This is a genomic window from Rhodoferax sp., from assembly GCF_034520025.1.
Classification (GTDB): domain Bacteria; phylum Pseudomonadota; class Gammaproteobacteria; order Burkholderiales; family Burkholderiaceae_C; genus Allorhodoferax.
Window position 1 is genome coordinate 1,497,129 of sequence record NZ_JAXHNZ010000002.1, and the last position, 26,001, is coordinate 1,523,129.

A 26,001-nucleotide genomic window follows, 5' to 3' on the forward strand; every position below is an offset into this window, starting at 1 on the left:
AACAAACAAAATTAAACGGAAATCCACAAACGCTCAATCGCATCGGCCACAACGGCATAGTCTTGAGCTGCCCGGCTGTGCGCGGCATGCTGCCGCACCGGCTTGCCACGGCCGAACGCCTCGGCCACCCGGATATCCACCCGGATGCCGGGCAGCAGCCGGTTTCGCCCGAATTGCTGGCCCAAGTCCTCGCAGACCTCGCGGTGCAAGCCAATGCGCGCATCGAGCATCACCGGCACAAAACCCAGCACTTTCAAGTTGTCGTTCATGCCGCGACTGGCGACCCGGAAAATCACACGCGCCAACTGCCGGACCCCTTCCCCCGACAAAAAATGGGGCACGAAGGGGACCAACACCCGGTCGGCAGCGCACAAAGCGTTGAGCAACAAGCCATCCAGCGAAGGCGGTGTGTCCAGCACAATCAAGTCGTAGTCCGCAAGCAACCCCTCGGCTGCCAGCGCCAAACCCAGCGCGTTCGAGGTATCCCCCGAGCCCCCGTGGTTAAACAAGGGGTCTGCCGGGACCAGGTCCAAGCCCGGCACCGCACAAGGCCGCAGCGCCTCTCGCATGGTGTTGTGCCCCGCCAGGAACCCCTGGGCGGAAGCGGCCCCCCGGACTTGTGGAACCCCGAGGCCTATCGCGCAGTGGCTCTGGCTATCGAGGTCGATGAGCAAGACCCGGCGGCCGCGAGCGGCATATTCACTGGCCAGGTTGACCGCCATCGAGGTCTTGCCGGTACCGCCTTTGCGGTTGGTGATCACGAGTACGCGGGCTTTGTGCATTTAGAAGAGCTCGATCTTGGGCAAACCGTCGTTGCTGACCTGCGCTTCGCCACCGGTGGCGGTTTTGTGCGCCAGGTGCTGGCTGGCCATCACATAGCGGGAAACCTGTTGCTCCAGCTGCTGGGTGAGGGACACCATGCCCTCGCGGTCCCAAGGCTTGTCGTGCATCTGATCGGCCACGCTCTGCAAATGGCTGTTGAGTTCATGCATGGCGCCCTGCACTTGTTCGATACGCTGACGGATCACGTCATGGAACTGGATTTGGCCCAGCGCCTCCGAGAGCTTGTGCACGATTTCCATATGGCCGCTGCGCACACCCTCGACGATTTCCAGCAAACTCGCTGAGCCCTCGGCAAAGCGCGCTTGCATCGCGTTGATGTCGTCCAGCACCTTGCGCATGTTGCCGGCTGAGGAGTGCCGGTCTGTGTGGCTCTCCACACTTTCCAACTCCTGATCAATCCCGTCCGTGGCTGAGCTGATACGGCGTGCAATATCCACGGCAACCTCGGCGGTCCGGTTGGATAGAACCCGTATTTCGGCTGCCACCACCGCAAAACCACGGCCGCTTTCGCCGGCACGGGCAGCCTCGATGGCAGCGTTGATAGCCAGGAAGTTGGTTTGCCGTGCGACATTGGAGATCACATCCACCAAGGGCGTCAGGGCCTTCACCTCTTGCAGACGCTTGAGCCGTCCGAGGTTGGTTTCAATGTCGCGCTGCTGGTCCTGGACGAACATTTCCAGAATCGCACCCAGTTGCTGGTCGACCTGGATCTTTTCCCGCACCACCTCTGACAACTCGGCCCCATTGGCTTCAGACGCCTGGATGCGCTCCAGCTGTTGGCCCGAGACCTGGTACACCGAGTCCACAATTTTGATGACGTTCATCACGCCTTCTTCGGTGTCGCTGACTGAGCCATCGAGCTGCTGGGCCAGAACCTCCAGGTAGGGCGCTACATGGCGCAGCTCGGCAGCAGCCATATCGGGCGGCATACGGTTATGGGCTCCCACGCCTCGGGTGGTACTGCGGGCGTACTGCCATGCCCTGTGCACCGCCAAGTTCAAGCCCCCGGCCAAGGCCACAGCCAACAACGATACGGCCCCATACTCCCAATGTTTAGCGCCACCCAAAACCGTTGCAGTGTGGGCAAACCCCCAGGGGGCCAGCCAGTACGTGGCCGCACTGACACTGCCCCACACGAGGCCAGTCATCCACAGGCGGTGAAGCCAAGGTATCTCAAAAGCTTGCAACATGGTGTCTCCTGCAAGAGCAATCGGGCTCAGGCCCCGGGCACGACCTGTTTGACCACGCGGACCAGATCAGGGCCAGATACCGGCTTGACCAACCAGCCGGTGGCCCCCAGTTTTTTGCCCTCATCGCGCTTGCTAGCGTCACTCTCGGTGGTGAGCGTCAGGATGGGGATGAAACGGTAGCCCGGCAGGGTTTTGACCTGACGGATCAACTCCAAGCCCCCCATGTTCGGCATATTGATGTCGGTGATGATCAGGTCCGGCTTCAGCCCGCCCTTCAGTTTGGTCAGCGCCTGCACACCGTCGGCGGCGGTCTGCACCACAAAACTATTCATCTCCAGACTGCTTTTGACACTCATGGTCATCGTGAGCGAGTCGTCCACGATCAAAATTGTTTTTGCCATCACTCTCTCCTTACGAACCAGCTGAAAACACGCTGCGCAAAGCACTCTCCAGTGGCGCAGCAACAGGCCAAACTGCCACCTGCACGCCGGCGGCCATCAGCACTTGAATATTGGCAGGGTGCATATGTGTGCACGCAGAAAAATCGGCATGCACCGGGCGGCGCTCTTGCAACCAGGCCAACAGCACTTCGGCGTCTTCCACACCGACAATCTCAGCAAACACCACCTCGGTGTCACGGTATTCGATAGTCATCAGAGCATCTCCTTGGTGTTGAGCACCATCAGGACGGAGCCGTCTCCCATCAAGGCGGAGCCTGAGTACGCCCGCAATCCGCTCAGTACCCCGGAAAGCGGCTTGAGGATGATGTCGGCCGTTTCGTGGAAGTCATCCACCACCAGCCCCAGCGACTCGTCACCTACGCGGACGACCAGCACGGCAAATTCGTCGCTGTCGTTGGTCACCGGCGGTGCTGCAAGGCCCAATACGGCGTTCAGGTCACGCAAAGGGACCACCCGCCCCCGCAGCAGCGTTGCCTTGCGTTGCTTGATGGTGCGCACCGAAGCGCGCGGTACCCGCACGGTCTCGACCACAGCATCCATCGGAATACCGAACATCTGCTGGTTCGACTCCACGGTCATCACATTCGTCACAGCCATCGACAGCGGCAGCGACAGACGGATGCGGGTGCCCTGCCCTTTGGTGCTCTCCAACACGATATTGCCGTGCACCTGCTCGATGGCAGTGCGCACCACGTCCATACCGACGCCACGGCCGGACAAATCCGAGATCACCTCGCTGGTCGAGAAACCGGGAATGAACACCAGGTTGACCGCCTCCTGGTCGCTGATGCGATCCATCGTGGCCTCGTCGATCAGCCCTTTTTGGTAAGCCTTGAGCTTGATGGCCTGGGCGTCGATGCCTTTGCCGTCATCGGTGATTTCAATCACCACCCGGTCAGCCTCCTGGCGGGCTGCAATACGCAAGGTGCCGGCCGCCGGCTTACCTGCTGCGGTGCGCACCTCGGGCATTTCAAAGCCGTGGTCCAGGCTATTGCGCACGATATGGACCAAGGGATCACCCAAAGACTCGATGATATTTTTGTCAGCCGCTGTTTCTTGGCCCTCGAGCTCCAAGTTCACTTGCTTGCCCAAGCGGCGGGAGATGTCCCGCACCAGGCGCGGAAAGCGCTGGAACACAAAAGACACCGGCATCATGCGGATCTGCATGATGGCGTCTTGCATTTCTTCCGAAATGCGGTTGATCGTGGCGTACTGCCCCTTGATTTCCCGGGCCAGCTCGCGCACGCCAAACACGGTTTCCGCGCGATTGGCCAAGTAGGGCATAGCATTTTTAGCCACCACCATCTCGCCGATCAGGTTCATCAGGCGATCAATCTTGACCTGGTCCACCTTGAGGCTCTTCGGGCTGGCCTCATCAGGGCGTCGCCCCACCCGCACATCCGCCTCTTGCAATTCGGGCTCTGCGGACTCTGGCTCCATCGCAGGCGCGACCACGGCAGCTACGACTGGCGCCGGCGCCACCGGATCTGGCGCGCCGACCTTTACAGCGGGAGCAACCGCAGCGGGTGTTGCCGCTACAGGGGCCATAGGAGCTACAGGGACGTCGGCCACTGCTGCCTCGTCCGGAAAAGCCTGATCCAGCCACGCGGCCAAGGGGGCGGCGGTGAGTGTTGCCAGTGCAGTGGCCGCCAAGGCCTCCAGTGCCGGCACTTCGCTCTGCCGGCCAAAGGCTTTCAAGCAACCGCTAAGGGATGCCACGGCAGCCTTGATGCGTCCGGGTAGCCACGCGGCATCGTCGGGTAGCGCCAGCACCTCGCGCTGCACATCGATCACATTTTTCAGCGCCATCGCATGCACATTGTTGTGAATCGGCGATTGCGCAGGCGCCACGGGTTTGGCGGGTGCCACCGGTGCGGCCGCCGGCTCGGACCAGTCCGGGTTCTCGAAGGTGTTGACGGCTGAGACCAGACGGCGCAACGCCGCGGTATCAGGCTGTGCGGCGGTCAACAAGAGCTGCATCCACCGCAACGCAGACGACAACCACAAGCTACTGCTTGACAGCTGGATCATGGTGTCCACCGCGCGCTTAAAGCCTGTCAGGTCCTGGTGATCGATCAGCGCGAGCGCGTCTTCCACAAAATCTTCATACACCGGCCCGCCGTTGGAGTCGCCTTGCGGTATCAGCAAACACAGCGCAGGCACCTCCACGATGTGCACTTGGTCCGGCACATAGCGATAGTGCGCATCGACTTCGCCACGATCAGCGGCCACCAGCACATCAAAATCGAGCATGCACCGGTAGGCATCTAACTCGGCCAGTGCGGGCCAGGTAGCCCGGGCCGACATGCCGGTCCACAGCCAGCCCGGGGTTTGGTTAGCCTGGTGGAGCGGGTCATCGCCCTGGTAAAAGCACTCTTCGGACGGCACATAGCGCACCCACAACAGGGGAGCGCCATCCCGTGCTTGGGCCCATGCCTGCATACGGACAGACTCAGGCACCCGGGCCAACTGCTCGGCCAGCGGGAAGGCGGACGCCACGCTAGCACCTTGCACCGCACCTGCCTCGCTCACCGCCGGCGCGGCTGATTCCGCCTCCGGGCTGATGAGTGCGCGCAGGGCTTTGGCCTGGCGCACGGCTTCAGCGGCCATGTCGGCAGAGACCGGCTTGTCGGCTTCAATACCATCACACAGCAAGCCCACAAAATCCATGGCGTCCAGCAGGCGGTCTGCCAACGTTTGCGAGTAGCGCACCTCGCCGTGGCGCACCGCATCCATCAGGTCTTCGCCGGCATGGAGCACCCGGCTCATCTCCGGAAAATCAAACAAGCCGCTGTTGCCCTTGAGGGTGTGCACCACCCGGAAGAGCTGGGTCATCAACTCTTCATCGTCCGGTGCCCGCTCCAGCTCCATGAGCTTGCCGCCGATGCCTTCCAACGCATCGCGCGCCTCGGACAAAAACTGTGCAAGCAACTCATTCATAGCGCATCCCCTTGCAGCAAGGCCACGTGTGCCACCAACTGATCAGGCCGCGTGGGCTTGACCAGATACAAATTGGCTCCCGCTGCGTAGGCGCGGCGGCGGTCGGCAGAGGCGGACTCGGTCGACACCATGATGGCGGGCACCTGGGGCATGTCCTGGCGGCGGAGTTCGCGCAAAAAGCCGTAGCCGTCCAGCTTGGGCATATTGACGTCGACCAGGTACAGGTCAAACGCGGTTTGCATGGCTTTCTCAAGGGCTTCAATTCCGTTGATAGCCTCTTGCACTTCGTAGCCGGCACTCTCCAGAATATTGCGGTGGTACATGCGCACCGTAGCGGCATCATCAATTACCAGTATTTTTTTCATGGGGTTTACTCCGTTGGCTTCTGGTAAACAATTGCTTCGGGGAACTTGCGCACCTTGTAGAGCGAAGAAATCCGGCTCATGGATTCGGAATGTCCGAGGCAGATAAATCCACCCGGTTTGAGAGCGTCGTAAAAGGTTTCTGCAGCCGCCTTGCGGGACACATCGTCAAAGTAGATCAGCAGGTTGCGGCAAAACACCACATCGAAATTGCGATAAGCACGCGTGTCCGCCCGGTCAGACAAGTTGACCCGGGTGTACTCCACGGCACCACGCAAGTCGTCGCAAATCTGAAAATCTTCCCCCATCTGCCGGAAATACTTTTGCCGGTAGGCCGTGGGCAGCTGCCCCACCGACCTCGGCGAATACAAACCACGACGGGCCTGCTCGAGGATCCGGGTGTCGATATCCGAGGCCACGATTTCCACATCAAATTTGTGGATGCCGGCCCAGGGCTCCAGCAGGTAGATCGCGATCGAATATGGTTCCTCTCCGCTGGACGAAGGCAGTACCCAGCTCCGCAGCGGACCATCGTCTTTCTTGCGCGACACCAAGTCTGGCAACAAGGAGTTCACCAGGCACTTGAACTGGTACTCCTCGCGGAAAAAGTAGGTCTCGTTCACCGTCATGGAGTTGGTGAGCGTCTGCAGCTCGGCCCCACTGGCCTGAAAGCGCAGCATGGTGAAGTAGCTGCGAAAGGTGGCGTTGCCGGTGTCCGCCATACGCTCCAGAAGCCGCTTGTCCACAAAGTAGCGCTTGGACATGTCGAACTGGATGCCGGTTTTGCGATAGAAGAACTCCCGGAATTTCTGGAAGTCGTCTTCGGATATAGAGGCGTCTGCCATACGGTGCTCAGTTCTCTTGAATGCGTTTGATCGCGAGATCAGCGGCATATTGGATATAAGGCTCATCAGCGAACCGGACTTTGAGGCGCAACAGGGATTCGAGTGAGGCTGCGCCACCGACCTCACCCAGCAAATCCACCGCGGTGCCGCAGACGTTCACGTGGTCGTCTATATCGATCACTTGCAGCAGCCAGTTCTCCACCAAAGGGTGGCGTAGGGACTCCAAGATGTTCACGGCGAAGATACGCACATCGCTGTCCTCATCCATCAACAGGCCCAGCATGATGGGTGCCACCGCATCAGGCAGTTGCTTCATGGCTTCGATGGCTTCATTGCGCAGGCCTGCATCCTCAGAGCGCAGGCAAGCTACCAAGCCGTTGACAGCGGTGCCGTCGCCAATGCGGGTGATGCTGGTCAGCATGACCTCGCGCACCGAGGCATCCGGCTCGACCTGCAAGGCCTCCACGAGGGCTTCCGAGCAGTCGGGGCAATCCACTAAGTCCCGCGCGGCCCAGCGGCGCGCTTCGGGGTCAGCGGCGAGCAGTTGCTTGCACAAGCTAGGGCAGTCACGCGCGGAAGTCCGGGTGTCTGCGCGGACGCCCTCCGCAGGAGTTTGTTTGATCAGTCCCATCGTGTGTACCTCAGTTACGTGCAATCCAGGTTTTGACCTGTGCTGCAATCTTGTTTAAAGGGAGAACCAGGCTTGCGCCTTTGCGCTGAACCAGCTCTTTGGGCATGCCGTACACCACGGCGGTTTCTTCTGACTCGGCAATCGTGCTACCACCGCGTCGTTTAATTTCTGCGAACCCTTCAGCACCGTCGTAGCCCATGCCAGTGAGCAGCACTGCGATGATCTTCGAAGGAGCCACATGCTCAAGCGCACTGCGCGCCAGCAACTCCACCGACGGATGCCACATGTGTTCCGGCGACTCCGGCTTCGGCGTCACGGTCAGAGTGTTGCCACGTTTGCTGAGCACCATGTCTGCACCGCCTTTGCCGATATAAATCTTGCCGGCCACCACTGGCATGGGGCGATCGGCCTCCAGTACCTCCAGGGGGCACATGGCGTTCAGGCGGCTCGCGAAGGGTGCGGTAAAGCTGGCCGGCATGTGCTGCGCCACCAGCACCGGCAGGGGAAAGTCTTCCGGGAAGAACGGCAACACCTCTTCCAGTGAGCGGGGGCCACCGGTAGAGACACCCACTAGCACCACCCCGTCTTGCTTGCTGGCTGCCAACTGGCTTGCACGTTCGGCCACCACCTGCCGGTCGATTGCCATCCGCTCGCGCAATGAGCCGGGCTCTGCGCTCGCAGTCGCGGTCACTTTGCTTCTCAGTTTCGAGCGGGCGGCCGCCCGCACCTTGGCCAGCATGTCCTTGCGGATCTCGTCCAGCGTCAGCGAAATCGTGCCGCCGGGCTTGGCCACATAGTCCACCGCCCCGAGGTTGAGTGCCTCAAAGGTGGCCAGTGCGCCTTTCTCGGTGAGAGACGAGACCATGATCACCGGCACCGGTCGCTGGGCCATCATCAAGGAGAGGGCGGTAATACCGTCCATCTCGGGCATGTTGATGTCCAGGGTGACGACGTCAGGCTCAAAGCTCAGGTTTTGTTCCACCGCATCCTGGCCGTTACGGGCCTGGCGGATGTCGAAGTCACCTTCGCTTTGAAACAACTGCGTCAATTGGCGCCGCATCAGTGCGGAGTCGTCAACGATGAGCAGTTTGATCATGGCTGTATCTCTCTCTTTCTTCAGGCGCTGATCGCCGCGACCTGGTGCAGATCAGCGTCGGCGAGCAAGTGGGAGGGCTCCAGCAGCTGGAGCATGCGTTTCTGCTTCTCGAGGTTGGCCATGCGGGCCAACAGGCTGCTTTGCGCATCAGACATGCAGGGTGCCGGCTCGATCGCGTGCAGCGGCACCTTCAGGACCTCGGCCACAGAATCCACAATGAAGCCGGTGCGCACGTTGTGGATCATGAAGACCACAATGCGTTGACCATCATTGCGGACCACCCCGTTCAGCCCCAGGCGACGGCGCAGATCCATCACCGGCAGGACCTGTCCGCGCAAGTTGATGACTCCCTCCACAGCCGCAGGTGCCTTGGGCACATGTGTGAGCTCGGCGGGCACGCGCACGATTTCCTGCACGCTGTCGATGGGCACACCGAACTCCTCGGTTCCGAGGCGGAACACCACCACCTGCTCGTCGTCCGGACCCGTGTTCTGGTGGCGGTCTGTCAGGCGCTGGCCCTCGGCATCGAGGTTGGCCAAAGCATCCTTGATGGCGGAGTGGCGAAACAGGTTGTCGGTGGAGATGATAGACACCAAGCGCTTGTCGCCGTCGATGCTGCAGATTTCGGTGATATCGGCCATATCGCCTTCGCGGGCCAACAAGGGCGGCATCGGCTCCACCAGCTTTTGCGGGACCCGCAACACCTCGTTCACGTTGTCCACCACCACACCGACCGAGGCGCCCTGCACCGACACCACTACGATGCGGCTGGACTCATCCGACGCGCGGCGGTCCAGTGCAAACATGCTGCGCAAGGAGACGAGCGGCAACAGGCGGTTGCGCAACGTCATGACCCCCAGCACATGGCTCTGAAAGCGCGGCACTTTGATAATGGTCAGGGGAATTTGCACAATCTCCTGCACATCCGAAATCGCAATCGCGTATTCCTGCGCTGCCACATCAAAGCTCACCAGGTGCAACTCGTCTTCGCTGGCCAGATGCTGCGCGATGGCGGTGGTGCCAGAGCCCATGCTGCTGATGCCTGCGGCTTGCTGGTCGCGCTGCATGCGGGCGATGTGGGCGAACTCCTGGTCGATCAGTTTCTGGAAGTTCAGAACCATCACCATGGCGTGGCCACCCACGTCTTTGATGATGCCTGACAGCAGGTCGGCATCGACGGTGCATCCGACGCCGTCCAGGCCCTCCATCTTGCTGGGATCTACTCCCACCACGCTGGATACCCGGTCCACCACAAATCCCAAGGGCTCGCCGTAGTTAATCACCACAGCCCGCGAGGAGTCGTCAGACACCCGCTCCGCAAACCCCAGCGCGCGGCGTAAGGACACGATCGGCAACACATGGCCCCGCAGATTGGCCAGACCCTCCAGGGTGTGGGGCGCCATGGGCACCCGCACGACCTCAGGCACACGGATGATCTCTTGCACCGGCGCCATTTCCACCGCGAAGACCTCGTCCCCCGCCATGAAAGTGACGTACTGCCGGATCCCGGAGGCGTTGTCGCCTTCGTCCGGCACAGCCACACCGGGCGGCTGCATGGAACTGTTGGGAGTGCTCATAACGCATTACTCCGGTTCAAGCGCTTTGGAGTTCGTCAGCGAGTGAAGAGATCTCTTCGATAGCAGCCGCCAGCTCTTCGGCGCCTTGGGCTTGTTGCTTGGCTGCTGAGGCCGCCTCTTCCGAGGCCTTGGCGGCTTCTTGCGCAGCACCGGCGATTTGCTCCACACCCCGCTTCACCTGAGCGACTGCCGCTCCGATTTCCGTAGCAGCGGCCAGGATCTCACCGACATTGCTACCCACCTCGGCAATATCGCTCTCGATGGTTAGCAAATTGACGGTGGTGGCTTTGGCCTTTTCAACCTCATTGACTGCAGTCGACACAATTTCTTCGAGGTCACGGCCTACAACGCCGATTTGGTCCTGCACCGCCTTGACCAGATCTTTGATGCGGTCAGCGTTCTCGGCAGAGTCTTGGGCGAGGTTGCGAATATCCGTGGCGACCACCACAAAACCTTTGCCAAACTCGCCGGCGCGGGCGGCTTCGATCGAGCCATTCACGGCCAACATATTGGTTTGGATCGACACCGTGGTGATCGCATCCACGATCTTGTCAATACGGCGGGACACGAGCTCCAGCTCTTTCACCTGGCGAATGCTTTGGCGGCTGGAGTCTGCACTGGCCAACACATTGGCAATCAGGGAGTCCACCGACGTTTTGTTGCTGGCCAAGAGTTCGCGGATTGCTTTCACTTTGGCAGTGCCAGCGGTGCCGCGCTCTACTGCCAACTGGGCGCTCTTTTCGATTTGGGTCACAGCAGCAGAGGCCTGTTCGGTTCCGGCGGATTGAACCTCGGCACCTTTGCGAATCTGGTCGATGGCGGCCATGATCTGGGAGCCCGAGCGGCTGATTTCCTGCACCGCCGATGACAATTCCTCTGCAGCAGAAGCCACTTCCTCGGCGCTCTTGGCGACATCGGTCGAGTTCTTCAGGTCTTCGGCCAATTCCGAAAGGCCTTGCGCGGTTTGCTCGCATTGCGACAAAGCCTGCGCTTGTTCGGCCACCGTTTTAGCGGCCTCCTCTGCGGCTGCTGACTGCTCTTCAGCGGCAGCGGCAATATCTTCAGAGCCCTTGAGCGCCTGCACAGTGGCAGTCGCAGACTGCTGGGCACCGGTGGCAATCTCGCTGATAGCACCCACGATTTCCACTGTGTCTTTGCGGATCTGCTCCCGCTGGCTGGTGATCACTTTGCCGTTTTGCACTTCCTCTCCTACGGCTTTAGCCGATTGGCCAATGCCTTCGGCGATCACTTTGACTTCGCCCTGAATCTGGCCCACGAGATCCTGAATTTGTTTGGCGCTCTTCTCTGAGGTTTCTGCCAAGGTGCGCACCTCGTCCGCCACCACGGCAAAGCCTTTGCCATGCTGCCCGGCGCGGGCGGCTTCAATCGCGGCATTGAGGGCCAACAGGTTGGTCTGGTCCGCAATCCGGGCCACTGCTTTGACGATATCCCCGATATTGGCGGCCTGCTTTTCCAGCTCTGCCACCATGCCGACCGATGCCGCTTGCCGCTGTGCCGACACCCCCACGTTGACCACCAGGCTGGTCACTTCGGCACCTGTGCGGGCAATCAGTACCTGAGACGACTCCACGCGCGCCCCGCTGGCCTTGGCGTTTTGCAGCTGGCGTGTCACGGCGCCTTCTACCTGCTTGAATGCGGCCAGCGACTCCTGGGCTGCGCCTGTTGCTTCTTCGGCACCGGTGGCGATCTGGTCAGAGGCGCGCTTGAGCTCTTCAGCCGCCGAGGCCGCCTCGGTGATGCCAGATGACATCTCAGTGGTGGCCGCCGCAATACGCTCTGCCGCTTGCTGTTGCTTGGCCAGGGTGCGGGCACGCTTGCGCTGGGCTTCAGCCTCACGGGTAACAGCGGCGGAAGCGCGGGCGGAGTTGGTGTCTGCAGCGACGCCGTGAGGTGCGCTAACGGCTTTTCTAACGAGTGCCATGGGAGTGAGTCCTTTCGAGAGGGAGTTGCAAGCAGCTGGGCGCAGGGTTGACGAGGACGAAAGGGCAGCGCCGGGGCCCGGCCATATTCCATTGCGCTGCTGGGGAAAACATGAAAGAGCCTTGTGAGTTACCGGTAGGCTGCGCCGGCGGCTGCAGACTCTGGCTGGGCCGCCTCTTCAATCAGGCGGGTGACCAACTCAATCAGCTCCACAGGCTGAAAGGGCTTCACCAGATAAGCCTTGGCGCCGCTTGCCAGGCCGGCCGAAATATCGTCTTGCGAGTCAGCGGCTGACAACATGACCACCGGCACATGGCGAAGCTGGGGGTCTGCGCGCATGACTTCGCAGGCCGTCAACCCGGAAACGCCGGGCATCCGGACATCCATCAGCACGAGGTCAGGCTTGTGTTCACGCGCCATTTCAAGGCCCTGCTCACCGCCATTGGCCTCCAGCACCAGAAAGCCCATATATTCGAGCGTCATGCGAATCAGCCGGCGGATACCGTCGCCGTCTTCAACTGTCAAAATTGTTTTTTTCATGTTTTTCTTCACCTGAAAATTTATTTGTCAAATTTACCGAAAATTCCACTTTTTGTGTTGATTTTGATTTAAATTTTTTCACATACTTTTCTATCACTTCCAGCTTGCGATAGTTTTTATGTTTATTTTTTCGAAGATCGTGGCGTGGATTACCCAGCCCTTGTTCTGGGTTCTCCTGGTGTTGATCAGTGCGTGGTTGCTTGCGCGGCGGCGCCCTGCGCTGGCGCGACCGGCCCTGGGCTGGAGCGCGGTGCTGGTGGCATTGATTGGCTGGATGCCATTGCCGGAACTCCTGATCCGGACGCTGGAAGCGCCTTATGCCGAGATCACCCCGGAGACAGACATTTCCGGGTACGCCGGCATCGTGGTCTTGGGCGGTGGCACGGCCCGGGGGCACCTGCAGGCCGACTACCGCCACCCGCTGACCAATGACGCAGGCGAACGCCTGTCTGTCTCTGCAGCGCTGGCACTCAAAAACCCGGGGATGACGGTGATATACACCGGAGGCGAAGGCGACCCTAATGGGGGTGGGCCCAGCGAGGCGGAGCGGGCACTCAGGTTTTATGACAGCCTGGGGGTTCCTGTCGGCCAAGTCCGCTATGAGTCGGTCTCACGGAACACCTATGAAAATGCGGTGCTGACGGCCGAGCTACCGGGCATCAACCCGCAAAACCGCTGGCTGCTGCTGACCTCTGCATGGCATATGCAGCGCGCCAAAGCGACCTTTGAGAAAGCCGGCTGGAATGTGACGGCCTACCCGGTCGATTTCCGCGCTGAGAGCAGTCCGCGATGGACACGCTACTCGATGCAAGCCGGCGTCTCCGACTGGCAAATGGTGCTCAATGAATACGTGGGCTGGGTGGCCTACCGGCTCACCGGGCGGCTCTGAGCACCCGGGCTACCAGCCGCATCAGGCCAGGGGCTCTTTGAACGCGCGCACCTGGTCGATACGCCGGCCTTCGAGGGTCTGCACTTCAAACACCCACTCGCCCACGGTAATGCGGGCACCGGGCTGGGGGAGTTGACCCGTCACCGCCATTAGCAACCCTGCCAGCGTGTTGTAGCGACCACGCTCCTCATCGGGGAGCTCGTCCTCAATGTCCAGGCGGACTTTGAGCTCGCCTACCGGCATGAGCCCATCCAGCAACCACTGGCCATTCTCTTGCAGCGTAGCCCACGCCTCTTCCTTGGCGTCTGGTTGGAGTTCACCAGTGATGGCTTCCAGCAGATCATGGGGGGTCATTAGGCCCTGCACCACGCCATATTCATCCACCACAAACACCATTCGGGCTGAGCGCACCCGGAATTGCTCGATCAGCTCCATGCCAGTGAGTGTCTCGGGCACAAACACCGCCTGCTCGGCCAATGAGTCCACGGTGCCGGTGTAGGTGTCACCCATGGCCAGCAAGCGGGATACGCTGACCAGGCCCACCACATTGTCCAAAGAGCCGCGGCACACCGGATACCAGGAGTGGCCGTTACCGTCGCGGGTATCACCTGCCAACGCGAGCGCCTGGGGAACGCTCAAACCGGCCTCCATCCACGCAATATCGACCCGCGGCAGCATCATGCTGGTCAGCGGCCGATCGTCAAGGTGGAACACATTGCGCACCATCTGGTGCTCGTGCTCCTCGATGATGCCGGCATCCACCCCTTCTTCAAGGCTGGCAGATATTTCCTCTTCCGTCACCGCGCGGTTGTCGGTGGCATTGAGGCGGAGCAGACGCAGGGTGGCGTGGGTCGCGTAAGACAGCAGCTTCACAAAAGGTTTAGCCCCTGTAGCGACCCAAGTCATGGGAATCGCCAGAGCCCGTGCCACCGTTTCGGGATAGAGCTGCCCGATGCGCTTGGGCACCAACTCGCCGAACAGAATCGTGATGAACGTAATGCCGGTCACCACCAGCGCAGTCGCCGAAATCTCGGCCACTCGGGTGGAGAGCGAAAACTGGGATTCCAACCAATGCGCGACGCCGTCGCTAAAGGCTGCCTCACCCACAATGCCATTGAGCATGCCGATGGACGTAATGCCCACCTGCACCACAGACAAAAACTGGGTCGGGTTGTCCAGCAGGGCCAAGGCCGCCTTGGCCCCCTTGTCTCCAGCCTCCACCATGGTTTGCAAACGGACTTTGCGGCTGGCGGTAAGTGCCAGTTCCGACATGGCGAATACGCCGTTGAGCAAGGTGAGAACCAGAATGAGTAAGAAATCCATGGAGGCAAGCGAGAATCGAGACCATGGCAATGTACCTTATCGGGGATGTTCAGGGCTGCGACACCGCTCTGGATCGGCTCACCCAAGCCATCGACTTTTCTCCCAGCCGCGACACGCTCTATCTTTTAGGCGACCTGGTGAACCGTGGCCCCGAGTCTGCGGCGGTATTGCGCCGCTTGATGGGCTACGGCAGCGCAGCCCGCTGTCTGCTGGGCAACCACGACTTGCATTTGCTCGCGGTGAGTTATGGGGTCCGCAAACCCGGCAAGCGCGACACACTCGCCCCCCTGTTGGAAGGCGACGATGCGCCCGCACTGCTGCACTGGTTGCGGCATCAGAAACTGGCCTTGTACGAAAAAGTGGGGAATTCAGGCCTTTTAATGGTCCACGCCGGCGTATTACCTGCGTGGACAGCTATCAAAGCAGTAGCATTGGCCCAAGAGGTAGAGGCCGCCCTGCAAGCGCCGGATGCGCACCTTTTCTTCCAGCAGATGTATGGCAATGGCCCGGATGCTTGGAGCGATACCCTCGTCGGCGCAGACCGGTTGCGGGTGATCGTGAACGCGCTGACCCGGCTTCGTTACTGCACTCCAGAAGGCGTCATGGAATTCAAACACTCCGGCGGCCTGGAGGCGGCACCTGCAGGCTTGGTGCCGTGGTTTGATGCTCCAGCGCGCCAGACCCGCGGCGAGGTCATGGCGTTTGGCCATTGGTCCACCCTGGGCTGGCTCCACCGGACGGATGTATGGGCCTTGGACAGTGGTTGCGTGTGGGGTGGGTGCTTGAGCGCGTTGCGGGTTGCGGCAACACCCGCAGGCGGTCTTGCGACCGAGCTGGCTCAGGTGAAATGCCCCCAGTCCCAGGAACCCGGGGACTGAGAGCCACCCGAACGGTCAGGCCGACTTGAACAGTGCCGCGACCTTGCGCTTGGGCTTGATATTGGCAGAAATGCCACGGCTGGCCGGTTTGGCCGCCGACTCCCAGGATGGAGACGGTGCTTCAGCCGCAGGGGCGCTGGGCTCGTAAGGCTTGTCAAAAAACGGATCACGAGGCGCCGGCGCGGGACGACCGTAGTCGCGGGGGGCGCGGGTGCGGTAGGCGTCATCACGCTCATTGCTATGGCTGCGGCCACGGCCTGCGTCACCGCGACTGTCGCCACGACCTTCGCTGCGGGGGCCACGGGCGTGCTCGCCGTTTTCGGCATACATGCGGCGGCCATCATTGATACGGCCCTGGCTGCGGATGTCCGGACGGTCCTCGTCGAACTCTACGGCTTCCAGCTCAATCTTGGTCTTGATCAGCTTTTCGATGTCTGCCACCAAGCGTGCATCGTTACCGCCACCGACAAAGCTCACCGCCAAGCCGGAGGCGCCGGCGCGACCGGTACGGCCGATGCGGTGCACATAGTCTTCCGCATTGAACGGAATATCCATGTTGAACACGGCGGGCACATCCTTGATGTCCAGGCCACGGGCGGCCACATCGGTACAGACCAGCAAATCGACCTCGCCTTTCTTGAAGGCGTCCAGCGCTTTGAGGCGCTCGTCCTGGGTCTTGTCGCCATGCAGGGCAGCGGCGCGCAGACCGTCGCGCTCCAGGGAGCGGGTCAGGCGGGCGCAACCGAGCTTGCTATTCACGAACACAAAGGCTTGCTTGATTTGCTTGCTGCGCACGATCTGCAACAGGGCGTGGCGCTTGTCGTCGTCGTTGACCCGGTAGAAATGCTGCTCCACGGTGGAAGCCGTCGCGTTGGAGCGCGCCACTTCGATCGTGACCGGGTTTTGCAGGTAGCTATTGGCTAGGCGCTTGATTTCGGGCGAGAAAGTCGCCGAGAACAGCAAAGTGGTGCGGGCCTTGGGCAGGTAGCTCAAGATGCGCTGCAGGTCCGGCAGGAAGCCGATGTCCAGCATGCGGTCGGCTTCGTCCAGCACCACGTACTCGACCTGGTTCAACACCGCGTTTTTGGCTTCGATGTGGTCCAGCAAACGGCCGGGGGTCGCCACCAGCACTTCCACACCAGCTTTGAGCTCCAGGGTCTGCGGCTTCATGTCCATGCCACCGAACACCACTGCGCTGCGCAGATTGGTGTGTTTGGCATACAACTTGACCTGTTGGGCCACCTGGTCTGCCAACTCACGGGTGGGCAGCAACACCAGCGCACGTACCGGATGGCGTGCGGGCGAAGTGGAAGCGTTTTCGTGCTTCATCATGCGCTGCAGCAAGGGCAACGCGAAAGCAGCGGTTTTACCGGTACCCGTTTGGGCGGCGCCCATCACGTCTTTCCCCGTCAGGACCACGGGGATCGCCTGCGCCTGAATCGGCGTCATGGTGGTATAGCCCATCTCTGCCACGGCGCGGGCGAGGGGGTCAGCCAGCTGCAGCTGGGCGAAAGCCATGGTGGGGGTGTCCGCGGTGAGCTCGTTGGAGGTCACGGGAGTGGGAGTCAATTCAGTAATCAAATCGGTAAGGCATAGCCATAAAGAGTGCTATCCATCCGATAGCGGGTCGCCCAAAGGAAGTCAGGGCAAACCCCGATTATCCTCTAAGTGCAATTCGCAAGGCTAAATCATCCCTGGAGTGCCCCATGCCATTCGGTCAGAGCGAACGGCTGGAAAACGTGTCACAGCCTTTGACGCTGCCGGTCTTCAGGCCCTTGTCGAACCAACGCTGGCGCTGTGCACTGCTACCGTGGGTGAAGCTATCCGGCACCACGGCTCGCCCGGAGCCGCGCTGCAAGGCGTCGTCACCGATTTTGGCGGCGGCATTCATGGCCTCGGCCACATCGCCATCCTCTAGCAACTGGCGGGCGTTGTTGGCGTGGTGGGCCCAAACACCGGCAAAGCAGTCGGCCTGCAGCTCCAGGCGCACGCTCAGGGCATTGCCTTCGGCCTCGCTGACGCGACCCCGTGCCTCCTGCACCTTGGCGCTGATACCCAACAAGTTTTGCACGTGGTGACCCACCTCATGGGCGATCACATACGCCTGCGCAAAGTCACCCGGCGCGCCCAGTTGTTTTTGCAGGGTCTCGTAAAAACCGAGGTCGATATAGACCTTTTGGTCTGCCGGGCAATAGAAGGGCCCCATGGCGCTCTGGCCTTGGCCGCAAGCGGTCGGCGTAGCGCCGCGAAACAACACCAGCTTAGGGTTGCGATAGGTGCCGCCCCCTTTGGCGAAGACCTCTCCCCAGACGTCTTCGGTATCCGCCAACACGGTGGACACAAATTGGGCCATCTTGTCATCTGCCGGCGGGCGCTGGGCAGGTGCCTGCTGCACCTGCGCCGTGGGCGCCCCACCGCCGCTCAAGGCACTCAGAATCGTCAAGGGGTTGATTCCCAGCACCCATCCGCCCAGCAAGGCAATCACGATGGTTCCTACCCCCAAACGCCCGCTCAGCAGCGCGCCCAAGGGCCCGAGCCCTCCACCGCCACTGAAGCCGCCGCCTCCACCACCGCTGCGGCGGTCTTCGACGTTGTCGGACTGGCGGTTACCTTCCCATTTCATGTGGCATCCGATCGTGTTGTGTCTTCTATGAATTTGGCCAGTTCAGCCGACCACTCTGCAGACTCCGGCTGCAAAGCATGCAAGGACTCAATCTGGACACCCGCATCGGCCAGCATTTTTTCGGAGGCGCCATTCACCCGGTCTTGGTGCGCTTTCTTGTCGAGGTACACCACCCGTTTGATACCGACCTGGATGATGGACTGCACACACCGTGGGCAGGGGTACTGTGTGGCGTAGATGGTCGAGCCGTGCAAAGGCAGCGTGGTGCAGTTCAGGATGGCGTTTTGCTCCGCATGCACGATGTAGCTGTGGCGCGAGTTCAGCGGGTCGGTGTCGTCATCCTGCCAGTAGTGGGGGTCGGTGTCGTCGCAGCCGCGGGGCAGGCCGTTGTAACCGACGCCGGAGATTTTGTTATCGGGCCCGACGATGCAGGCGCCGTTGCGCTTGCGGGCGTCTTTGGAGCGGGCAGCGGCCAAGAGCGCTACGCCCATGAACATGGAATGCCAGTGAATCAGAGAGTCGTTTTTCATAGCATGCGGTGGTTTCGGGCAGTCTAGCACCGCATGAGCCCGGGTCGCCCCCACCCGGTAAGCCCGCTTATGCGGGCTCCAGCGCCGGACGTCCGCGGCGCTCCAGCATGACCGACGCGGCAAACACCAGCAAGCCGAAAGCAGACAACAAGGCCCCCACATAGCCGGTGGCTGCATAGCCGTAGCCGAAGGCAATGACCAAACCGCCCAGCCACGCGCCCAAGGCGTTGGCGATGTTGAAGGCGGAGTGCATGGACGCGGCAGCCAGCGTCTGGCCGTCTGACGCCACGTCCATCAACCGCGTCTGAATGGCCGGGCCTGCAGCAAACGTGCAGCCAATCAAAAAGGTGCAGATGCACAGCATCCAGGGTGAACCTGCGGTCAAGCTGAACAAGCTCATCACCACAATGTTGAACACCAGCATGCCGCCTATGGTGCCCATCAGCGCCACATCGGCCAGCTTGGAGCCAACCACATTGCCCACATTCATGCCCACACCGAACAAAGCCATGATCACCGGAATCATGCCCGCGGGCATGTGCGCGACCTCGGTAGCAGTGCCGGCGATGTAAGAAAAGATCGAGAACATGCCGCCAAAACCAGTCGCCGCCAAGGTGAGCGTCAGCAAGACTTGCGGGTGGGTGAACGCGATCAACTCACGCATCACACTGGCGCCCTCGGTGAGTTTGTCACGCGGCAGGTAGAGCCAAATGAGCGTGACCGTGAGTGCCCCGATCGCCCCCACTGACAGAAACAAGACGCGCCAGCTCAGCGACTGGCCGAAATACGCCATCACCGGTGTGCCCAACAGCGTGGCGACGGTAAGGCCCATCATCACGTAGCCCACCGCCTGTGCGCGCATCTGCACCGGCACCAGTGAGGCCGCCACCAGCGCCGAGACGCCAAAGTAGGCGCCGTGTGGCAGCCCCGTCAGAAACCGCAGCACTGCGAAGCTCCAAAACGTGGGCGCCAGCGCGCTGGCCAGGTTGCCCACGGCAAATACCGACATCAGAATCAGCAATAGCGAACGACGCGAGGCCTTGGCCCCGGCAATCGCAATTAGCGGCGCCCCCACCACCACGCCCAAGGCGTAGGCGCTGATGACATAGCCCGCCTGCGGCGTGGTGACCTGAAACGTGGCGGCCACATCGGGCAGCAAGCCCATGATGGCGAATTCCCCTGTGCCGATACCGAAGCCCCCGCACGCCAGTGCGAGGATGACCAGGACCACCTGAAATCGTGTCAACGGGGTGGCGTCTTCTTTTAAATGCATGAATTCTTTTAAAACAGTGCGAGGCACAGCCGCACCTTCGCTACAAAAATAGGAGCTGCTCGCGCAACATCTACGGGCGCCAGAGGCCTAAATGGCTTAAGAAATCACCGTTTTTTCTACCAGGCGGTCATCCCCCAACACAATCAGGCTGAACAGCAGCTCATCGAGGTTAGAGGCCAACGCCGTCTTGCGGGCCAGGAGCGGCGTGGCTTGCGGGTTGAGGACCACAAAGTCAGCCTCGCAACCGGGCAGCAGGTTGCCTACCGCGGGTCCCCCGTTTGCGCCATCCAGCCCCAAGGCGCCTGCGGCACCGGCAGTGTGCTGCCACCACAGATGTTGGGGCGAGAGTGAAAGGCCGGGCTTGGTCTGGCCTTCACGGCCCACGTAGTAGGCGGCCAGCATGGTGTGGAAGGGGCTGAACGAGGTGCCTCCGCCCACGTCGCTGGCCAGGCCGTATTGGTAGCCCACGCGGTCTGCACCTTCGTAATCGAAGAAACCGCTACCCAGAAACAAGTTGCTGGTCGGGCTGATGGCCGCTGCCGCGCCGGTGTCGCGCATCAGGGCGCGGTCATCGTCATCGAAGTGGATGCAGTGGGCGTAGATGGCGCGTTCGCGCATCAGCCCGAAATCGTCATAGGTGGCGAGGTAGGAGCGGGACGCCGGGAACAGCTCACGCGCCCAGGTGATTTCGTCTTTGTTCTCAGCCACATGGCTTTGGATCCAGACATCACCGTATTGCTTGGCCAATTCGCCCGCGCCGCGCAGCTGGGCATCGGTGCTGGTAGGCGCAAAGCGCGGGGTAATGGCGTAGCCGAGGCGGTCCACGCCGTGCCAGCGCTGAATCAGCGACTCGGTATCGCGCAGGCTCTGCTCGGTGCCGCTCACGCTGCCCAGTCCCTGGTTCACCAGGTAGTCCGGGGCATGGCGGTCCATCAGCACCAAGCCAGTGATCAGGCGCATGTGCCGAGCTTGCGCCTCGGTGAACAAGGCGTTGACCGACTCGGGGTGCGAGGTGGCAAAGGTGAGCGCCGTGGTCACCCCGTTGCGCAGCAGCTCTGCTACAAAAAAAGTAGCTGCTTGCGCACTGTGATCGGGCGCAGAGAAGCGATTTTCTTCCGGAAAGGTGTAGTTCTCCAGCCAAGGCAACAAGCCACTGGCGGGCGAACCGATCACATCGATCTGTGGGTAGTGGATGTGCAGGTCAATAAACCCCGGCGAGATGATGCGCCCCGGGAAATGCTGTACCGGCACTTGCGGATACTGCTTGGATACCGTGCCGTAGGCACCGATGGCCTGCACCACCTGCCGCCCCTGGGCGTCCGGGCCGACGACCAGCAGGCCGTCCTGCTCATACAGGGCACGGGCCACGCCCTCGCTGCGGGGGGCAAACCAGAGAAGAGAGGCGCGGTAGGCGTTCATGGCTCAGTGGGCACGCAGCGTGCAGCTGTCGCCGATGCCGTCGCGCCAGACGCGCACTTGCGACAAGCCCGGAAATTCAGCGGCCATGGCGCGCCAGATGAATGCGGCCAAATTCTCCAGCGTAGCTGGGCCGAGGCCTTCGACTTCGTCCAACAAATGGTGGTCCAGCTGGGGGCGCAGCACCTGAATCGCGTTACGCAAGTGGCCCAGGTCCACCACCATGCCGGTGTCGGCATCGGCGCTGCCAGTCACCGTCACTTCGGAGTGGTAGGTGTGACCGTGGATGCGGCGGCTCCCGGCTATCTCTTCGGCGTCATCTACCGTGCGTTTCAAAGTGTGGGCAGCATCAAAGAAAAACTTTTGGCTGACCTCGCAGCTGCGGGGGAGCGGAATGGCGGGCGCTTGGGTCATCGGATGCCTGTGATCTTGTGGGTTTGCAAAGACAAGCGCCACTGCGGGCGCTCCATGCACTGGGCAATGCAGGCGCGGGTGTTGTCTGTGCGCAAGATGTTGTCCATGGGCTGAAGGTAGCGGTGTTTGAAGTCTGCCGCTTCGCACTCATCCAGCGTGATGCCGGGCTGCGGCCAGACCAGTTTGAGCTCGTGGCCCTGGCGCTGGATCCATTGCGAGCCGGCTTTGGGGCTCACGCAAATCCAGTCGATACCTTCAGGCGCCAGCACCGTGCCGTTGGTTTCCACAGCGATTTGGAAGCCTAAAGCGTGCAGTGCGTCGATCAGCGCGGTGTCCACCTGAAGCAGTGGCTCGCCGCCGGTCATCACCACAAAGCGGTGCGCTGTGTCGCTGGCCGGCCACTGTGCTGCAATGCGCTCGGCCAGCGCCTGTGCGGTGCTGAACTTTCCACCCAGCGTGCCGTCGGTGCCCACAAAATCGGTGTCACAAAACTTGCAGACGGCGGTCGCGCGGTCCTGCTCCCGGCCAGACCACAGGTTGCAGCCCGCAAAGCGGCAGAACACGGCCGGGCGCCCTGCGTGTGAGCCTTCGCCCTGCAGGGTGTAGAAAATTTCTTTAACTTGGTAGGCCATGGCGATTACGCAGCCAAAGCCGAAGAGCGGGAGAAACAACAAGCGGCCACAGGTGTGGCAGCGAGGTTTTTGTACATGGTAGTCCTCTACATGGCTCCGGAACACAAAAGACAAGGCCCGCCGGAGCAGCGGGCCTTGCGCTAGATTTTACCGTGCGGGCCTGCGAGCGGTATACAGCCCCGCAAATACTATCTATTTGATAGCTGCCCGCGCAGATAGAGCGGGCGCTAGAGGCCAATTTGGCACCCAAACGCCGCCCGGGGGCAGGTGATAGCGTTTGACGGATGCTTAGCGAAAGGTTTCAAACACTTCACCCAAGCGCTGCACATAGGTCTGGCGCTGCGATGCGTCGATAAAGCTGGCGTCAAAGCTGTTTCGGGCCAGCGTGTAGGCGTGCTGGGCGCTCAGGCCCAGGGCTGCAAAGGTCTGGGTGAAGTTCTCGTTCATGTAGCCACCGAAGTACGACGGGTCGTCGGAATTGATGGTGGCCATGATGCCGGCGTCCAGCATGGTGCCGATGTTGTGTGCGCTAAGTGTGGGGAACACGCGCAGCTTGAGGTTGGACAGCGGGCACACGGTGAGCGGCATTTTGTCGGCCGCCAAGCGCTGCATGAGTGCGGCGTCGTGGATGGCTTGCACACCGTGGTCGATGCGCTCGACTTTAAGGACATCCAGCGCGCTCCAGATATAGGCGGGCGGCGCCTCCTCACCCGCGTGCGCCACCAGCCGGAAGCCCAACTCGCGGGCGCGGGCATAGACCTTGGCAAACTTCTCGGGCGGGTGCCCTACTTCGCTGGATGCCAAGCCGATGCCCACAATTTTGTCGCGCAGGGGCAGCGCCTGCTCAAGGCACTCAAAGGCTTCCTCTTCGCTCAAATGGCGCAAGAAGCACAAGATTAGCGAGGCGGTCATGCCGAACTTGGCAGGTGCATCGGCGCAGGCGCGGTACAGGCCGTTGATGACCACATCAGCGCTTAAGCCGTGGCCGGTGTGCGTTTGGGTGTCGAAGAAGATCTCGGTGTGCAACACGTTGTCGGCCTGCGCTTTGGCCAGATACGCGCAGGTCATGTCGTAGAAGTCCTGCTCGGTCTTCAGCACCATGGTGCCCTCGTGGTAGATGTCCAGAAACTCTTGCAGGTTGTTGAACACATAGGCGTCGCGCAGCGCTTGTTCGCTCGGGAAGCGCAGCGGCACGTTGTTGCGCTTGGCCAGTGCAAACATGAGCTCGGGCTCCAGCGAGCCTTCGATGTGCATGTGTAACTCCGCCTTGGGCATGGCGCGCAACAGCGCGGGCATGCGGTCAGCAGATACGCTCTTGACGGCAGGAAAATTGGTCATCAGCAGACTCCAAAAGTAATACGTTCTTGTTTGAGAAATCGGCGATACGCCGATGAGGCTTTGTCTGCCGCGGTGTGTGCTTCTGCGCGCACATCCAGGGGCAGGCATTGGGGAGTTTGTGACTCCAGCACTGGCTTGTCTTGCATGAAGATGGTGTGCTGAAAGTCTTGTAGCTTGGTGTCCGGCGATTCAAAGTCAACCATGGCTAACCGGAACCAGACCCGACTGCTCGTAGGAGTGAGCGGGCTGATGAACAGCGCAATCGACTCTCGGTAGCCCTGCACTGCCACGCCGGCCGCATCCGGTATTTTGGTAAGGCAGGCTGTGTAGGGTGCCACTACCTCGTAGGTGTACTCCACCTGCGCGGGTGCGGTGGAATGCACATTGCTCTGCGGCTGCCAGGCTTTGCACTGCGTGGCGCGCAGGCCGCTGGGCGTGCTTTCCACCGTGTAGTCGTCAATGGCGGTGGCTTCACGCATGCCGAGCCAACCTTCGTGCACAAAACCGAAGTGCGCCATATCCAGAAAATTTTCCACAATCCGCGGCGCGCTGGTGGCCACGTCGTAGGGGCCGCACAGCACTTTGCGCAAGCCGCCATCGGACTCCGCCGCAAAGGGCGGCACAGCACGGGTGGGATCAGCCTCCAGCTGAACCCACAAGAGTCCGTAGTGCTCTTCGATGCCGAACACACGCGCCGCATGACCGGCAGGTGGCACAAAGCCGGGAAGCGCCGGCACCTTGACGCAAGCGCCATCCACCGCAAACTGCCAGCCGTGATAAGGGCACTCCAAGCGTCCGGCGCATACCCGGCCTAAAGACAGCTTGGCGCCCCGGTGCGGACATTGATCCGCCCAAGCGTGCGGTGTGCCTGCGTCGTCGCGCCAGAGGACGACGGATTGCCCGAGCAACTGCACGCCAAGCGGGCTCTCTTGCAAAGAGCTGCTTTGCACAACCGGGTGCCACATTCGGGCTTCGATTAAGGGTTCCATGTTTTCTTGGATGCTAGCGCGTCAACGCAATGAACAAAAAAGGGCCGCACAAGGCGGCCCTTTGGCTCACGCCGTCGCCATTATTTGGCGCCGGGAACCTTGCCTTCCACGCCCTTGACGTAGAAGTTCACGCCGGACAGGAACTTGTCGTCAGCGGTTTCGCCGTCTTTCAAGATTTCCTTGCCAGCGTTGTCCTTGAGAGGACCTTTCCAGATAGAGAAGCTACCGTCAACCAAGCCCTTTTTGATCTCTTCGACCTTGGTTTTGGTTTCAGCGGGCACGTCTTCCGCGACGGAAACGATATCGATCGCGCCTTCTTTCACACCCCACCAGACGCCGGTGTTACCAGTCCAGGTGCCTTCCAAGGCGTCTTTGGTGGCCTTGATGTAGTAAGGACCCCAGTTGATCACTGCAGATGCCAAGTGGGCCTTAGGACCGTAGGCAGTCATATCTGAGTCCCAGCCGAAAGCGCGCTTGCCCTTGGCTTCCGCGGTCTTCAAGACAGCGGCAGAGTCGGTATTCTGGAACAACACGTCGGCGCCGCCGTTGATCAAGGAAGTCGCAGCTTCGGTTTCTTTTGGTGGATCGAACCAGCCGTTCACCCACACCACTTTGGTCTTGATCTTGGGGTTGCTGCTTTGAGCGCCCAATGTGAAGCTGTTGATGTTGCGGATCACTTCAGGAATTGGGATCGAGGCCACCACACCCAAGGTGTTGGTCTTGGTCATTTGGCCGGCGATCACACCCGCCATGTACGCGCCTTCGTAGGTGCGGCTGTCGTAAGTGCGCATGTTGTCGGCTTGCTTGTAGCCGGTAGCGTGCTCAAACTTCACGTCCTTGAATTCGGGCGCGACTTTGAGCATGGGCTCCATGTAACCGAAGGTAGTGCCGAAAATCAGCTTGTTGCCGCTGCTGGCCATTTCGCGGATCACGCGTTCAGCGTCCGCAGACTCAGGCACGTTTTCCACGAAAGAAGTGACGATCTTGTCGCCGAACTCGGCTTCGAGCGCCTTGCGGGCATTGTCGTGTGCGAATGTCCAACCGCCGTCACCCACAGGACCGACGTAGGCGAACGCAATTTTCAAAGGTTCTGGCTTGGGCGCAGGGGCGGAAGCCACTGGAGCCGGTGCCGGCGCAGGAGCCGGCTCTTCCTTCTTGCCGCAGCCAACCAAGGCAGCGCCAGCAACGGCTGTAAGGGCCGCTACCTTGAGCAAGGAGCGTTTTTGCAAATCTGTCATGTCACTTCCTTATAAAAAAACGAGAGATCCAA

Annotated in this window: 25 protein-coding genes; 2 read left to right on the forward strand and 23 right to left on the reverse strand. The window is 61.0% G+C overall.

The genetic code is table 11. The annotated features are described in order from the left end of the window. Nucleotides 1-11: 11 nt before the first annotated feature. From U5L73_RS15430 to U5L73_RS15485, 12 genes are all read right to left on the reverse strand, one after another. Entirely contained in the window at nt 12-782 is a 771-nt protein-coding gene (locus tag U5L73_RS15430) for a ParA family protein (RefSeq protein WP_322563161.1), read from the reverse strand. Then, nucleotides 783-2,033 carry a methyl-accepting chemotaxis protein gene (locus U5L73_RS15435; protein WP_322563162.1) on the reverse strand — a complete coding sequence of 417 codons (1,251 nt, stop codon included), beginning with the start codon at nt 2,031-2,033 and terminating at the stop codon, nt 783-785. A gap of 26 nt (nt 2,034-2,059) precedes the next feature. Continuing rightward, nucleotides 2,060-2,434, reverse strand: a complete 375-nt coding sequence (locus U5L73_RS15440; RefSeq protein WP_322563163.1) for a response regulator — start codon at nt 2,432-2,434, stop codon at nt 2,060-2,062. Between the two features lie 10 nt (nt 2,435-2,444). Beyond that, nucleotides 2,445-2,687 (reverse strand): hypothetical protein, encoded by a 243-nt coding sequence (locus tag U5L73_RS15445; RefSeq protein ID WP_322563164.1) that lies wholly within the window; start codon nt 2,685-2,687, stop codon nt 2,445-2,447. Beyond that, nucleotides 2,687-5,434, reverse strand: coding sequence for a chemotaxis protein CheA (locus tag U5L73_RS15450; RefSeq protein WP_322563165.1), 2,748 nt, complete (start codon nt 5,432-5,434; stop codon nt 2,687-2,689). The genes U5L73_RS15445 and U5L73_RS15450 overlap by 1 nt, the downstream gene beginning before the upstream one ends. Continuing rightward, nucleotides 5,431-5,799 carry a response regulator gene (locus U5L73_RS15455; protein WP_313873827.1) on the reverse strand — a complete coding sequence of 123 codons (369 nt, stop codon included), beginning with the start codon at nt 5,797-5,799 and terminating at the stop codon, nt 5,431-5,433. The genes U5L73_RS15450 and U5L73_RS15455 overlap by 4 nt, the downstream gene beginning before the upstream one ends. 5 nt (nt 5,800-5,804) lie before the next feature. Beyond that, nucleotides 5,805-6,641: a protein-glutamate O-methyltransferase CheR gene (locus U5L73_RS15460; protein WP_322563166.1), complete on the reverse strand. Its 837-nt coding sequence runs from the start codon at nt 6,639-6,641 to the stop codon at nt 5,805-5,807. 7 nt (nt 6,642-6,648) lie between these two features. Next, entirely contained in the window at nt 6,649-7,272 is a 624-nt protein-coding gene (locus U5L73_RS15465) for a HEAT repeat domain-containing protein (RefSeq protein WP_322563167.1), read from the reverse strand. Between the two features lie 10 nt (nt 7,273-7,282). Then, nucleotides 7,283-8,368, reverse strand: coding sequence for a chemotaxis response regulator protein-glutamate methylesterase (locus U5L73_RS15470; RefSeq protein WP_322563168.1), 1,086 nt, complete (start codon nt 8,366-8,368; stop codon nt 7,283-7,285). A gap of 20 nt (nt 8,369-8,388) precedes the next feature. Then, complete coding sequence (locus U5L73_RS15475; protein WP_322563169.1) at nt 8,389-9,945, reverse strand: chemotaxis protein CheW; 1,557 nt, start codon at nt 9,943-9,945, stop codon at nt 8,389-8,391. Between the two features lie 16 nt (nt 9,946-9,961). After that, nucleotides 9,962-11,887 carry a methyl-accepting chemotaxis protein gene (locus tag U5L73_RS15480; RefSeq protein WP_322563170.1) on the reverse strand — a complete coding sequence of 642 codons (1,926 nt, stop codon included), beginning with the start codon at nt 11,885-11,887 and terminating at the stop codon, nt 9,962-9,964. Nucleotides 11,888-12,015: 128 nt separating this feature from the next. Continuing rightward, entirely contained in the window at nt 12,016-12,426 is a 411-nt protein-coding gene (locus U5L73_RS15485; RefSeq protein WP_322563171.1) for a response regulator, read from the reverse strand. A 118-nt stretch (nt 12,427-12,544) separates the two neighbouring features. Between U5L73_RS15485 and U5L73_RS15490 the strand changes: the two genes are divergently transcribed. Continuing rightward, nucleotides 12,545-13,315: a YdcF family protein gene (locus U5L73_RS15490; protein WP_322563172.1), complete on the forward strand. Its 771-nt coding sequence runs from the start codon at nt 12,545-12,547 to the stop codon at nt 13,313-13,315. 21 nt (nt 13,316-13,336) lie between these two features. On the opposite strand, the gene U5L73_RS15495 is transcribed toward U5L73_RS15490, so the two are convergent. Then, nucleotides 13,337-14,638 (reverse strand): hemolysin family protein, encoded by a 1,302-nt coding sequence (locus U5L73_RS15495; RefSeq protein WP_322563173.1) that lies wholly within the window; start codon nt 14,636-14,638, stop codon nt 13,337-13,339. A 23-nt stretch (nt 14,639-14,661) separates the two neighbouring features. Between U5L73_RS15495 and U5L73_RS15500 the strand changes: the two genes are divergently transcribed. Then, nucleotides 14,662-15,516: a symmetrical bis(5'-nucleosyl)-tetraphosphatase gene (locus U5L73_RS15500; protein ID WP_322563174.1), complete on the forward strand. Its 855-nt coding sequence runs from the start codon at nt 14,662-14,664 to the stop codon at nt 15,514-15,516. A gap of 15 nt (nt 15,517-15,531) precedes the next feature. Here U5L73_RS15500 and U5L73_RS15505 read toward each other — a convergent pair whose 3' ends face one another. The 10 genes from U5L73_RS15505 to U5L73_RS15550 form a co-directional block, all read right to left on the reverse strand. Then, nucleotides 15,532-17,034: a DEAD/DEAH box helicase gene (locus tag U5L73_RS15505; RefSeq protein WP_322563534.1), complete on the reverse strand. Its 1,503-nt coding sequence runs from the start codon at nt 17,032-17,034 to the stop codon at nt 15,532-15,534. A gap of 199 nt (nt 17,035-17,233) precedes the next feature. Beyond that, on the reverse strand, nt 17,234-18,139 hold the full coding sequence (locus tag U5L73_RS15510) for a neutral zinc metallopeptidase (protein WP_322563175.1): 906 nt from the start codon (nt 18,137-18,139) through the stop codon (nt 17,234-17,236). Beyond that, nucleotides 18,136-18,669: a dCMP deaminase family protein gene (locus U5L73_RS15515; protein WP_322563176.1), complete on the reverse strand. Its 534-nt coding sequence runs from the start codon at nt 18,667-18,669 to the stop codon at nt 18,136-18,138. The genes U5L73_RS15510 and U5L73_RS15515 overlap by 4 nt, the downstream gene beginning before the upstream one ends. Nucleotides 18,670-18,736: 67 nt before the next feature. Beyond that, a complete protein-coding gene (locus U5L73_RS15520) occupies nt 18,737-19,942 on the reverse strand; it encodes an MFS transporter (protein ID WP_322563177.1) in 1,206 nt (401 codons plus the stop codon). Between the two features lie 96 nt (nt 19,943-20,038). After that, entirely contained in the window at nt 20,039-21,361 is a 1,323-nt protein-coding gene (guaD, locus tag U5L73_RS15525; protein WP_322563178.1) for a guanine deaminase, read from the reverse strand. Between the two features lie 3 nt (nt 21,362-21,364). After that, nucleotides 21,365-21,772 (reverse strand): 6-carboxytetrahydropterin synthase, encoded by a 408-nt coding sequence (locus U5L73_RS15530; RefSeq protein ID WP_313873842.1) that lies wholly within the window; start codon nt 21,770-21,772, stop codon nt 21,365-21,367. Further along, entirely contained in the window at nt 21,769-22,404 is a 636-nt protein-coding gene (gene queE / locus U5L73_RS15535) for a 7-carboxy-7-deazaguanine synthase (RefSeq protein WP_322563535.1), read from the reverse strand. Before queE ends, U5L73_RS15530 begins: the two co-directional genes overlap by 4 nt. A 288-nt stretch (nt 22,405-22,692) precedes the next feature. Next, nucleotides 22,693-23,742, reverse strand: coding sequence for an adenosine deaminase (locus tag U5L73_RS15540; RefSeq protein WP_322563179.1), 1,050 nt, complete (start codon nt 23,740-23,742; stop codon nt 22,693-22,695). After that, on the reverse strand, nt 23,742-24,731 hold the full coding sequence (locus U5L73_RS15545) for an aromatic ring-hydroxylating dioxygenase subunit alpha (protein ID WP_322563180.1): 990 nt from the start codon (nt 24,729-24,731) through the stop codon (nt 23,742-23,744). Before U5L73_RS15545 ends, U5L73_RS15540 begins: the two co-directional genes overlap by 1 nt. Before the next feature lie 80 nt (nt 24,732-24,811). Next, entirely contained in the window at nt 24,812-25,969 is a 1,158-nt protein-coding gene (locus U5L73_RS15550) for a BMP family ABC transporter substrate-binding protein (RefSeq protein ID WP_322563181.1), read from the reverse strand. Nucleotides 25,970-26,001 lie beyond the last annotated feature (32 nt).